10 protein-coding genes are annotated in these 13007 nt (G+C 40.5%); 6 read left to right on the top strand and 4 right to left on the bottom strand.

What is annotated here, in order from left to right; all coding sequences use genetic code 11:
• The first annotated feature begins 426 nt into the window (after positions 1 to 426).
• The 3 genes from H6G14_RS10730 (at position 427) to H6G14_RS10720 (ending at position 5276) form a co-directional block, all read left to right on the top strand.
• Positions 427 to 2289, top strand: coding sequence for an NAD(P)H-quinone oxidoreductase subunit F (locus tag H6G14_RS10730; protein ID WP_190567420.1), 1863 nt, complete (start codon positions 427 to 429; stop codon positions 2287 to 2289).
• Between the two features lie 94 nt (positions 2290 to 2383).
• The gene (locus tag H6G14_RS10725; RefSeq protein WP_190567419.1) at positions 2384 to 3886 is read left to right on the top strand and encodes an NADH-quinone oxidoreductase subunit M; all 1503 of its coding nucleotides are present in this window, start codon (positions 2384 to 2386) and stop codon (positions 3884 to 3886) included.
• A 67-nt stretch (positions 3887 to 3953) separates the two neighbouring features.
• A complete protein-coding gene (locus H6G14_RS10720; RefSeq protein WP_190567418.1) occupies positions 3954 to 5276 on the top strand; it encodes a CO2 hydration protein in 1323 nt (440 codons plus the stop codon).
• A gap of 184 nt (positions 5277 to 5460) precedes the next feature.
• Here the strand turns inward: H6G14_RS10720 and H6G14_RS10715 are convergent, their stop codons facing one another.
• Positions 5461 to 6354: a phytanoyl-CoA dioxygenase family protein gene (locus tag H6G14_RS10715; protein WP_190567417.1), complete on the bottom strand. Its 894-nt coding sequence runs from the start codon at positions 6352 to 6354 to the stop codon at positions 5461 to 5463.
• A gap of 381 nt (positions 6355 to 6735) precedes the next feature.
• Positions 6736 to 7785: an anti-sigma factor antagonist gene (locus H6G14_RS10710; protein WP_190567416.1), complete on the bottom strand. Its 1050-nt coding sequence runs from the start codon at positions 7783 to 7785 to the stop codon at positions 6736 to 6738.
• Between the two features lie 192 nt (positions 7786 to 7977).
• On the opposite strand from H6G14_RS10710, the gene H6G14_RS10705 reads away from it, so the two are divergent.
• Positions 7978 to 8772 (top strand): 7-carboxy-7-deazaguanine synthase QueE, encoded by a 795-nt coding sequence (locus H6G14_RS10705; protein ID WP_190567415.1) that lies wholly within the window; start codon positions 7978 to 7980, stop codon positions 8770 to 8772.
• 217 nt (positions 8773 to 8989) lie between these two features.
• On the opposite strand, the gene H6G14_RS10700 is transcribed toward H6G14_RS10705, so the two are convergent.
• Both H6G14_RS10700 and H6G14_RS10695 read right to left on the bottom strand, forming a co-directional pair.
• Entirely contained in the window at positions 8990 to 9628 is a 639-nt protein-coding gene (locus H6G14_RS10700) for a DUF3318 domain-containing protein (RefSeq protein WP_011317601.1), read from the bottom strand.
• 186 nt (positions 9629 to 9814) lie between these two features.
• Complete coding sequence (locus H6G14_RS10695; protein WP_190567488.1) at positions 9815 to 10372, bottom strand: hypothetical protein; 558 nt, start codon at positions 10370 to 10372, stop codon at positions 9815 to 9817.
• Positions 10373 to 10862: 490 nt separating this feature from the next.
• Between H6G14_RS10695 and H6G14_RS10690 the strand changes: the two genes are divergently transcribed.
• Together H6G14_RS10690 and H6G14_RS10685 are read left to right on the top strand one after the other, a co-directional pair.
• Entirely contained in the window at positions 10863 to 11933 is a 1071-nt protein-coding gene (locus H6G14_RS10690; RefSeq protein WP_422394069.1) for an amino acid ABC transporter substrate-binding protein, read from the top strand.
• Between the two features lie 67 nt (positions 11934 to 12000).
• A complete protein-coding gene (locus H6G14_RS10685) occupies positions 12001 to 12927 on the top strand; it encodes an amino acid ABC transporter permease (RefSeq protein ID WP_190567413.1) in 927 nt (308 codons plus the stop codon).
• Positions 12928 to 13007 lie beyond the last annotated feature (80 nt).

The following is a 13007-nucleotide window of genomic DNA, read 5'->3' as shown; positions in this document are numbered from 1 at the left end:
CTCAAATCTTATTCATACTGAGGCACCCTACCAAACCAACAATTTCGGATAATTTATTTTTTGTTGTTCACCAAGTGCTTAGTCTCATTCACTCTCCCATTACGCAAGTACTCTAGGATGTCCGCATCTAGTGCTAATGGTCGCAACGTTGAATAGTATCCTTGTATTGCTGTGAAATGTCTCATAGAATACATAGATAAAAATCTATGTATTTTATTAATTTCTCCAACATATAAGAATTAATTAGAGTAGATATCGTTGATTTATTTTAATTGGTAATTCCTTTTTGATACAGATAACGGTAAGCTAAGAAGAATATTAAGCAAAGATAAATTTGCCTTATTTACGATAGTTGTATTAATTCGGATTTACACAAGTTAACTCCGAAATACTTTAATTTTTTGTGACAAATCTAGAGGTAAGTTCATGGCTCAGTTTCTCCTTGAGACTGTTTGGCTAGTCCCTTTGTATGCTCTAATTGGCGGCTTGTTAGCCGTACCTTGGTCGCCTGGGATCATTCGCAAAACAGGGCCAAGACCGGCTGGTTATGTAAATTTAATAATGACATTTTTGGCCTTGGTTCATAGTGCGATCGCCTTACAAGCAACTTGGAATCATCCGCCCAAAGAAGTATTTATTCCTTGGCTATCTACTGCTGGTTTAGACCTCACCATTGCCATAGAAATTTCTTCTATAAGTGTAGGCGCAATGGTAGTAATTGCGGGCTTAAATTTCCTTGCCCAAATTTTTGCTATCGGCTACATGGAGATGGATTGGGGTTGGGGACGCTTTTATTCATTGCTGGGATTATTTGAAGCAGGGCTATGTGCCTTAGCCTTATGCAACAATCTGTTTTTCAGTTATGTAATTCTGGAAATCCTCACATTAGGAACCTACCTACTAGTTGGCTTATGGTTCAGTCAACCATTAGTAGTCAGTGGCGCGAGGGATGCGTTCTTAACCAAGCGGGTAGGAGACTTGTTCTTACTGATGGGTGTATTGGGATTATGGCCGCTAGCGGGAACTTGGAATTATCCAGAACTAGCCCAATGGGCGGAGACAGCCAACGTTGACCCCACAATTATTACACTAGTGGGTTTAGCTTTAGTTGCCGGGCCAATGGGTAAGTGCGCCCAATTTCCTTTGCATTTATGGTTAGATGAAGCGATGGAGGGCCCAATTCCCAGTACGATTTTGCGGAACTCGGTGGTAGTTGCTAGTGGTGCATGGATACTGATTAAACTCCAACCAGTGTTAACTCTATCGCCTGTAGTTTCCTCATTTATTGTAGGGATTGGTGCAGTCACAGCCATTGGTGGTTCTTTAATTGCGATCGCCCAGATTGATGTTAAACGCTGCTTGTCTTATTCTGTCAGCGCTTACATGGGTTTGGTGTTTATTGCTGTAGGCGCACGCCAAGATGAAGCTGCGCTGTTATTAGTACTCACCCACGCAGTATCGGCAGCGTTATTGGTCATGAGTACCGGCGGTATTATTTGGAATAGCATTACCCAAGATGTGACTCAACTTGGTGGACTGTGGTCACGTCGCCCTATTTCTGGGTTAGCCTTCATTGTTGGGACATTGGGCTTAATTGGATTTCCCCCCTTGGGTAGCTTTTGGGCATTATTGAAATTAGCCGATGGCTTGTGGGGAACTCACCCTTGGTTAGTGGGAATTGTCATAGCTGTCAATGCTTTAACGTCCTTCAGTTTAGTCAGAGAATTTGGCTTAATTTTTGGTGGTAAACCTAAACAGATGACCGAGCGATCGCCAGAAGTTCATTGGCCGATGGTGCTACCAATGATGATTTTATTTGGCTTTGTTTTACATCTGCCTGTAATTTTGCAAAGCTTATCACTTTTACCTGATTGGGCAAATCTCAATAAAGATGTCGCCCTACTGTTAATCTGGTCAAGCATTTTTGGTTGCAGTATTAGCAGTGTCATCTATCTAAGCAACATTGTTCCTAAACCAATTCGCCTACCTTGGAAAGGTTTGCAAGACCTACTAGCGTACGATTTTTATACGCCCAATTTGTATCGGATAACCATTATTTTCAGCGTTGCCCAAGTTTCCAAATTTGCCGATATGATTGATCGCTTCGTAGTCGATGGCATTGTGAATTTGGTAGGTTTGTTTTCGTTGTTGGGTGGTGAGGGTCTGAAATATAGTACGTCTGGGCAAACTCAATTTTATGCCTTCACCGTTTTGTTAGGCGTAGGTGTTTTGGGCGCATGGGTAACTTGGCCTTTCTGGGGAGTCCAGTTTTTAGACTTAATTTTTTAAGTAATTAGTCAGTAGTTAGTTGTCAGTTGTTCAGTGGCGAAAATTGACAACTGACACAACCAAGGCAATAAAATATTCTACTTACAAAAGTATTATGCTTAGTGTACTAATTTGGATACCAATTTTAAGTGCTATAGTTATCGGATTTTGGCCTAGTAATCCCAATCAAGCTAGCCGTGTTCGCTTAGTAGCTTTAACCGTTGCAGGCATCGTATTATTCTGGAACTTGTTTATTCTGTTGAAATTTGATATCAGCAATCCAGGAATGCAGTTTCAAGAATATCTACCTTGGAATAAGACGTTAGGTTTGAGTTATCAATTAGGTGTTGATGGTTTATCAATTTTGATGTTGGTATTAAATAGCCTTCTCACCTGGATTGCTATTTACAGTAGCAGCAAACAAACAGAGCGCCCCCGTCTTTTTTACTCAATGATTCTGCTAGTCAGTGGTGGAGTTGCAGGTGCTTTCTTAGCTGAAAACTTACTACTGTTTTTCCTTTTCTACGAACTAGAATTAATCCCCTTTTATCTATTAATTTCGATTTGGGGAGGAGAAAAACGTGCTTACGCTGGGATTAAGTTTTTAATTTACACTGCCGTTTCTGGGGCTTTAATTTTAGCTACATTTTTGGGTATGGTTTGGCTCACTGGTTCTTCCAGTTTCGCCTTTGATGCTGTCTCTACCCAAAACCTCTCTGGCGGAATGCAATTGATTCTACTTATAGGCATCATCTTAGGCTTTGGTATCAAAATTCCCTTGGTTCCCTTTCATACCTGGCTACCTGATGCTTATGTAGAAGCTTCTGCACCAATTGCCATTCTTTTGGGTGGTGTGTTGGCAAAATTAGGAACATATGGACTATTGCGATTTGGACTAGGTATGTTTCCCCAAACTTGGAGTACCGTTGCGCCAACCTTGGCAATTTGGGGAGCAGTCAGTGCAATTTATGGGGCAGTAATTGCGATCGCCCAAAAAGACATCAAGCGCATGGTAGCATACAGTTCCATTGGTCACATGGGCTATGTCCTATTAGCTAGCGCTGCCAGCACTTCCTTAGCCCTAGTCGGTGCTGTATCTCAAATGTTCAGCCACGGTTTGATTCTGGCCATACTCTTCCATTTGGTGGGAGTCATAGAAGACAAAGTTGGCACAAGGGAGTTAGACAAACTCAACGGTTTAATGAGTCCAATTCGCGGTTTACCCCTTATTAGTGCCTTACTAGTTCTCAGTGGCATGGCTAGCGCCGGTATTCCCGGTTTAACAGGATTCATTGCCGAATTTATCGTTTTCCAAGGCAGTTTTACCGCCTTCCCTTTATCTACTTTGTTGTGCGTCGCATCTAGCGGTTTAACGGCAGTTTATTTCGTTATCCTCCTCAACCGCACCTGTTTTGGCAAACTCGATAACAACCAAGCCTACTACGCTAAAGTCCTTTGGTCAGAGAAAACACCAGCCTTAATTCTGGCAGCATTAATCATCTTTCTAGGAGTACAACCAACTTGGTTAGTGCGGTGGAGTGAACCCACAACTACAGCAATGGTCGCTGCGATTCCTCCTGTGGAAAAAACCGTGATATCTCAAGTTGCTTTGAAGTAGTCAACCAGAGAATTACTCACAACCCAAATCTGAACTAAGCAACCTTCTTGAAGATGAGGAAATGACAATGGTACAAACTCCAGAAAAACCCACAACAAAAATCCCTCCATCTCAGCACGAATTTGCTGACATAATTTATCGCCTAGAAGCAGGCGGTTCCATGTTGCCAGATACACCAGAGAATCTGATGCAAATCATCGGTATATATAAGGCTTATGCTGTACCGATGGATTTTTACTGGCGTGACCTACTTTATATCGCTGAACAGGTATTTTTAAACCCATTTCCCTTTTTTAAATACTTCATCTCCCAAGAATATTTAGACCTACATAATCATTACGCTGGTGATGATGCTGATTTACGCATTTGGCGCGGTGTAGCTACAGCCCATCCAGAACTTTTGGCATTTATGGAGAGGGGTGAAACCTTCAAAATGCCAAAATTATTGCATCATTTGTTACACGATCGCATTAACATGGAGTTTGCCGAAGCTTGTATGCAGGCTATGCTTTGGCACCGTAAGATGTATGCGCCAGTTAACCAATTTGACGCTTATTTAGACTCAGAAGAATATAAAGTTAATGCCGATAGGGCAATTAAAGCTTATTTTCAAGGCAATCCAGTCATGTTGGGGCTTTATAAGCTGTTCCCTGATATGTTCTTAGAACAGTGCCGCCAGATGTCCTACTACTCTAACTTGGGCTTATTCTGGGAAGTCATGGCCCCGGTATTCTTTGAAATGTCGGATATCTATGATGAAGGTGGCTTCAAGGGTGTCCCAGATGCGATGAACTTTTTGGTAAATGGCATATTTGCGATCGCAGGTCGTCCAATTTACCATCATGTATATGTTCGTGGTGAATGCTACGAAATAATTCCTAAATCCAAAGGTTTTACCTGGCTATACGAAGCTGCATTGCCCTATGTAGAAGCCGTTTTCTATCGCACAGCCCCATTCCGTGGAACTAAATCCTACAATGCCCAAGCCGGTCAAGTACCTGCTGACCAAAAAGACTTCCACTACGGTATTCTCTACGCTGACGTATTTCCTGTAGGAACTGCGGGTATTCCTCCCACATTACTCATGCAAGATATGTTGCACTTCTTGCCACAATATCTTGTTGATTACTACAAAAAATATTGTCGTGGGGAAGAAGATATGTTAATTCAGTTAGGAATTACTTTCCAACGTTCAATGTACAACGTTACCTCTGCCGTAATTCAAGCATTAAGAACTGCACTTTTATATCCTTTAGACGACCCCAATCCCAAACACTTGCAAGCCAACCGTGATTTTTTTGAAGCACAGCTAAATCGTTTTACTCGCTCAGAATATGGTATGCGTGACGCTGCTCGTCTGCGGAGTATTCAAGATCAAGATTATCGATAGAATATTAACCCAGCAACTACAATTTAATCATCCAAATCCCTGGCTTTTCTATGTTGTAGAGACGTTGTATACAACGTCTCTACAGTATTTATGGAGTGCAGATCATAACTCTACATCTGCAATTTCCCTTAGATAATTTTTTGTCTATTTGAATGCTAAGTTCAGAAAAAAATAAATAGTAGATTTAATTATAATTATGCTGCCAAAATACATATTCTTTTTGATGTTCACACAGTCTTGAACTTATGGTAACTAAATCATTGTTATTAAGAGAAGACTTGCAATAAAATGGGTGCTTTGGTTGTCTAGTGGTGTAGTCAAAAAATATTGACAATCTATCAGAGGCTAGCGGTAACTTTCCTCTATGAAAAATATTAGCAGTATCAGCAAAAATCACTGTTCCAGAGTTCCCTGTGCAGGGCTGCCAATAAGATGAAGATACAACCTGCTCCATAGTCTCATCCTTTATATAAGTATCATCATATTTCAAAGACTTAGAAATATGTGAAGTCAAAAACTTGGGGATATATTCAAAAGGCCCACCATCTTCATTTACATCATTAAGATAAATAATAATTTTTAGCATCTTCCTATCTTCTTTATCTAGATGCCATAATCTAGATTTTTTTTGTACTTGATTATTAATATCTCGGCGAAAATAAGCACCATGATAAGCTACTGATAAACCAAGATAGTTTTCTACAATATTAAGCAATCTCTCCTGAATTCCCCAGAGGAAAATACTAGAATGCTCCCTAATTTGCTCAGAGGTAGCATGAACAGTAAATTCATTTTGATTCCCAGCAATATTTCTCGGTATTTTTGCCCCCAAAAGTTTTGCAGATTGGAGCATTTCCATCGTAGAGGGAATTGATAATTGCTTTAATGAAGTTATCGCAATCCCTTTTTCTTGAATATTTTCAACCAAAGATAAATCATTTTCCGCAAGATATGGTAGATGATCAATATGTTTAGTAATCGCCATCTGATAAGCAATATCAGCCGTATTACTGAGCAATGGTATTCGATATATTTTTCTAATTATTTCGTTGCGAAGTTTTTTAACGATTGTTATCATAATGGCTCTGATACTATTTATTATTTTCAAATGAAATCTGTAGCGATTCTCATACCAAGGAGTTAGAGGGAGAAAAAATAACTACAGATGAATGCAGATAAATTTTTAATCCAGTATTTCTGGAAAGTTTACGAATATTGTTTGAGTTGTGATATTCCCGCAAATACTAATTAATAATATCGCCTTCCATGTTTTGCAATAAGCCATCTTGGCATTAATTTCACTAAAATAAAAACATACTCAAATACGGCAAAATTATTTTTAATAAAAAATAAAAATCCCTGATGTTTTAATCAAGGATTCTTGGTAATTTTACAAAATGATTGTATTTAGTTAATGGTAGCAATGGATTTTGTATGTCACCCAATCAATATTAATCTGCTAGTAAGCACCGCTATTTCTATTAAACAGAATGGTAACAGTTTTGAAAATTAGTTTCAAATCATACATCAAGCTCCAGTTTTTTTGATATAGCAAATCTAGACGGATTACATCTTCAAAACTACGAACTTTAGACCTACCATTCACTTGCCATTCCCCAGTCATACCGGGTTTAACATCCAAACGTTGCCATTCTGGTACTTCATAGCGTTCTACTTCATCAGGTGTAGGTGGTCTAGTCCCTACTAAACTCATATCCCCTTTCAAAACATTCCAAAATTGGGGAAATTCATCCAGACTAGTACGCCGTAAAAATCTGCCAACTCTTGTAATCCTGGGATCGTTTTCATTCTTGAAAAAAGCACCCTGTACTTGGTTTTCGACTTGGGATTTTTTCGCTTCCGCATCCACACACATGGAGCGAAATTTCCAAATTTTGAAGCGTTTACCCATCCAACCGCAACGGATTTGTCCAAAGAAAATGGGGCCTGGGTCATCGATTTGAATTGCAATCACAATGGGAATACACAAAATTCCCGTGATTACCAAACCCACTAAAGCACCAAAAATATCCAGAAATCGTTTAGTCCAGGATGCAACAGAGGGATGAGTGGTAGGTAGTTGCTCTATTTTACGAGTAGAAGCTTTCTGATTATCTAAAGCATTCTCAGCTTCTGTCGGGGAGATATTGCTACTGGGTTCAATAGAAAAAACTTTATCTAGTCCGGTGAGGTTTAATACTGCCATGACCTGGGGAGTGACATTCCGCAGTATCATAACAATTCCTTTTTCTTTAGTAGTTTTAAAGTTACTAACTAATGCTCCCAAGCCACTACTATCCATAAAGGTGGTTTGTTGAAAATCGATAATGATTTCCTGGGGATGGGAGTTTCCTTTGGTTAATTCTTGGCAGGTTTGCTTAAAGCCTACTGCTTCCAGCACGCTTAATCGGACAGGAACCTGCACTATTACTGTTTCATTTAGGGTGGTAACTAGAAAATTTACCTCTGTGGGTTGGCTAGTCATGAAGCTCTGCACTTTGGTTGCCATGTACATTTAATCTGCCACACATTATTTTGTTCTAGAAAATTACCTAACCTTATGTTAATCAGTAGGAATAATGACTCATAGTTAGTTACTCAGGATCAGATTAGAGATTGCCTACAAAGATTCACAATAGAACAAGAAGCTAAAAAACATACTTGTTGTTGCATCGACGTAGTGCGATCGCATATTACACCCATGACTGCTAAAACTACAGCCGAACCTACTGCACGCCTGGTTGAGGTCTTTTCTGCTATTCAAGGGGAAGGACTGAATGTCGGGACACGTCAAATTTTTATTCGCTTTGCTTTTTGTGACTTGCGCTGTCACTTTTGCGATAGCGCCCACACATGGAATGCACCTGCTAGTTGTAGGATAGAACGATCGCCAGGACTGCGAGATTTTGAAAGTCACCCAAATCCTGTCCCTCTAACCACTCTTATCGAATGGGTTGAAAGGCAAAATTTACCTTGTCTACACGATAGCATTAGCTTGACCGGTGGAGAACCGCTTCTTCATGCTCCTTTTTTACAGGAATTTTTGCCCAAAGTGCGTTCGCTCACCGATTTACCAATATACTTAGAGACTGGCGGACATCGCCCAGAACAATTGGCTACGATCTTACCCTATCTAGACTTTGTGGGTATGGATTTGAAACTCCCTAGTGTCAGTGGTGAATCTCATTGGCAAGCACATTCCCAATTCCTTCAACTTTGTCATCCACAATCAGAGACTTTTGTCAAGATAATTATCTCTCATCGTACCGACTTAGCTGAGTTGGAACGCGCGGCTTTACTTGTGGCAGATGTCAGTCCGGAAATCCCTGTATTTTTGCAGCCTGTCACGCCCTTGGCCGAGTCTGAGCAATTCAGCCAAACACCTGCGCTTGCTCCTGCTCCAGAAGATGTTTTGACCTGGCAAGCTTCGATGAAACGGTTTTTAAAATACGTTCGCGTTGTGCCGCAGACTCATAAAATGTTAAATCAGTTATGAAGCAGAGACCAACAAATTTCTGTAAATTTCTCTGATGAAATTAAAAACTTTGTAAGGGTGAGACTATATAGCGTTTTTTCGTTGTATACAATACACTCTGCAAACTCTGAGCTTATAGGCTTTTACATTTGTGCCTCTGCGGTTCAAAATCTTTCAACCACAGAGGCACAAAAATAGAGAGATTTAGGCGGTTATTACCCACTTCATGTATTTTTTCTTAATCCTCATCAGTGGCTTTAGATTTAGCTTTTGCCTTGTTGGCGCTGCGTTTGAGTGCCGATAGTCTGGCTTCATAGCGGGAGCGTTGGCGTTTACTGGGAGTAGTGTCAATGAGAGTTTTTAAAGCGCTACCAAGACTTTTGTAGGCATTGGGAAGACTATAACCGAAGCGAGTTGCTAGTGCGATCGCTTTTTCATCCGCATCCAGCACTTCTCTAATTTGTTTTTCCCCATTATTCTTTTGATAAAGTCGCCAGCCAGAAACACCGCACAGCGCTAAAGCCAACACTAACAATAATCCATCCTGTACCCATAACTCACCTACAGCACCGCCCAAACCAATAGCTAATGCTGCCATTTCCCAACCATCTTTGGGAATTGTGTCATTTTGAATACGGGCTACTTCATGCCAAAATAGCAGATTACGCTGATCCATTGCCAGAGCATCCCATTTAACCAAGTCAATTTGAATTTCTACCTGGTCTTTACCAATTTCTTCGCTACGGATCAGGGGTGGATTGACCTCAGTTGTACCTTCAACCGTGACCCAGCTCTGCAATTCTGGCGGTAGTAGGCCTTTCAACCGCCGAAGTTCACTCATTTCCGCTTTAGCAGAGGAGGTTGCATAGGATGTCATAAAATCCAGCCCTAGAAAATTTCAGTATATTGTGAGGGTATCACTTTGGAGTATAGCTGACTTGGAAGCGTATTGAGTGCTGAGTTCTGGGTAGAAAATTTGAACATCCGGCCTTTATCCTCAGCGCCCCTTGCCATTCATCGTGGTGTATACAGTTAATGATAACTATTTAAGTGATGACGCGTCTCACTCTGTAGGAAAACTACCCCGCTTCTTCCGCGCTTCCATTGCTTTTTCTAAAATTTCTAATAATCCAGGAGCTTCTTCCTGAATACTCAATAATATTCTTTCACCAAGTTCTATATTCCCAGGATCATGACCTGTTTTCATCACTTCTATCAATCGGGGTATAGCTATATTGTCCACAATCTGAATTAATCCACTCAGGCACCTATGAAATTGCCTCTCGGTGAGAATCGAGTCTTCCAAGGGAAACTCAATAATTGCCCTAATTTCACCGTCTGACGGATCATATTCCCATTGCAGCATTTTCGTTTCCCAAGAAATTGCTAGCATCGTCTGTAAGATAGCTCCCTTATAAGGATGGTCTTGTACTCCAGCCAGAACTTGGGGCGCAAATACTCTAAAAAATTTTCCTTCTTCGTCTAGTTGGACAACTATAAGAAAATCTTCCAGGTTGTCAGCGTCCACACCTGTGATAATGCGGTCTTCTTCTTCCTCAAGACGGTAGTCCCAACCTAGTTTGTCTAAGTAATTAGCAATTTGTTTGAGGTTAGCTCCCATAAAACCCTCTCGAAAAAATGGTGGAGCATTTGTCACCAGCACTAGTGTAACCTTTTAGGGGCATCTGGATTAATTGACATAATTGCTTCTCTAGTTTTTGTCAGGATATAGAAAGTCTGACTAAACTAGATAAATCTGTTGGTGGAGATATCCAGATTTCTCATATTACAGAAATTTGGCTAATTCTTAGGTACTCAACTTCTCAAATTAGTAGCCTATCTGGTTTCTCAATTAATGAAAGATGCGATATTTTATTTGATATTCATCAGGCATTGAATACAAATATCTAAAAATAAAATTTAATATATGTCTAACCAATGATAAGCCTGCATACTATTTTTGTTGTACTACCCATTATTAGCTTCTATGAGCAATTTCATGAATTAAATAGAATGGTGATCAGTACCCAAAAAGCCTTATATTACAAACATCAATTTGTTGCCATCACTTTATTGTATTCAGCAACACTTTTGGAGGGTCATTAACTTAGATGTTTATGAATAAATTAGTTATTATCCTGGGAGCATCGTTAATTTTTACTACTACTGCTTGTGGAGGAGATTCAGCGCCAACAACCGACGCATCTACTAATCCAGGAAGTACATTAGTAGCAAATCGCTGGAACACGATCAAAAACCGTGGTCAGTTAATTTGCGGTGTCAGTGGCGAAGTTCCAGGATTCAGCTTTGTGGGAACTGATGGGGAGTATAGCGGTATCGATGTAGATGTTTGTCGAGCGATCGCCGCAGCTTTGTTTGACAACCCAGATGCAGTAGAATTTCGTAACCTCAGCGCTAAAGAACGATTTACAGCGCTGCAAACTGGCGAAGTAGATATTCTCAGCCGTAACACTACTTGGACACTCAGCCGCGCTACCTCAGTTGGTCTAGAATTTGCACCTGTAGTCTTTTACGACGGTCAAGCAATCATGGTTCGCAAAAATAGCGCCATCAAATCTCTCGCAGACCTGAAAGACAAAGCTATATGTGTGCAAACAGGTACTACAACTGAGCAGAACTTAGCAGACCAAATGCGGAAGCGCAACATCACCTATAAGCCAGTTGTGTTTGAAGACGTTAACGTTACCTTCGCCACCTATGCTGAGGGACGTTGCGATGCAATCACCGCCGACCGTTCAGCCTTAGTATCCAGACGCACAACCCTACCCACACCGGAAGATAATGTGATTTTGGATGAAGTTATTTCTTCAGAACCACTTGCACCAGCCGTTGCTCAAGGTGATGCTAAATGGAGTGATACTGTGAATTGGGTAGTTTATGCCCTAATTAAAGGTGAAGAATTAGGAATTAATTCTCAAAATTTAGGTCAATTTACGACCAGTAACGACCCAGATGTGAAACGCTTTTTAGGAACCGAGGGTGATTTAGGTCAAGGACTTGGTTTAACTAACGACTTCGCCGCCAGAATCATCAAACACGTAGGGAACTACGCCGAAGTTTACGATCGCAACCTCGGCTCCAAGACAAAGCTTAATTTAGCACGAGGTCAAAATCAACTGTGGTCAAAAGGCGGGTTATTATACTCTCCACCATTCCGGTAAAAGAGTAGGGAAAAATGACTATTGACTATGTATGTACAGAAATTGCATCGCAACTTCTCAATGACCAATGACCAACAAAAAACCTCCTTTTTGGCGTGATAATCGCTTCTGGTATATTGCTGGGCAATTGACTGCTTTATTTTTAGCTGCGTTTGTAGTGGCTATCCTGTTAGGTAATCTCAGCCGCAACTTGCAACGATTGGGCATTCAATTTGGCTTTGATTTTCTCAAGCAGCAAGCATCTTTTGATATCGGCGAAACGCTGATTGCTTATAAACCAACTGATACTTATAGTCTTGCTTTATGGGTAGGACTAATTAACTCATTACGAATAGCATTTGTCGGCATCGTTCTGACAACAATTGTTGGTATCATTGCGGGAATTGCCAGATTATCTGATAACTGGTTAGTGCGGAATATTTCACTAATTTATGTAGAGATATTTCGCAATACACCATTACTTTTACAATTGTTGTTTTGGTACTTTGCAGTTTTTTTAGGACTTCCCAGAGCAGATAACAAAATTTCTCTTGGGGGATTTATTAGCCTGAGTCAAAACGGATTAGAACTACCTTGGTTCACCTTTTCACCAGAGTTTTCTGCTTTATTGCTGGGGCTAATTTTTTACACTGGAGCTTTTATTGCAGAAATTGTTCGGGGCGGGATTCAGTCAGTATCTAAAGGACAATGGGAAGCAGGGCGATCGCTAGGATTAAACCCAAGCTTAATCATGCGCCTAGTTATTTTCCCTCAAGCCTTGCGAGTCATCATCCCCCCGCTCACAAGCCAGTATCTTAATCTCACCAAAAATTCCAGTTTAGCGATCGCCATCGGCTACCCCGACATTTATTTTGTTGCCTCTACCACCTTTAATCAAACAGGAAAAGCAGTAGAAGTCATGTTACTCCTAATGCTTACCTATCTCTCTCTCAGTTTGACTATCTCCCTCATTATGAATGCCTTTAATCGCACCGTACAGATTAAAGAAAGGTAAAAGGGAGTCTTAAGAGGTAGAGAGAGAAGCAGGGGAAGCAAAGAAGAGTAACTATGGACTATGGACTATGGACTATGGAC

This window comes from Nostoc parmelioides FACHB-3921 (assembly GCF_014696625.1).
Classification (GTDB): domain Bacteria; phylum Cyanobacteriota; class Cyanobacteriia; order Cyanobacteriales; family Nostocaceae; genus Trichormus; species Trichormus parmelioides.
The sequence above is the reverse complement of the archived record's forward strand: the minus strand, read 5'-3'. Positions and strand labels throughout refer to the sequence as shown.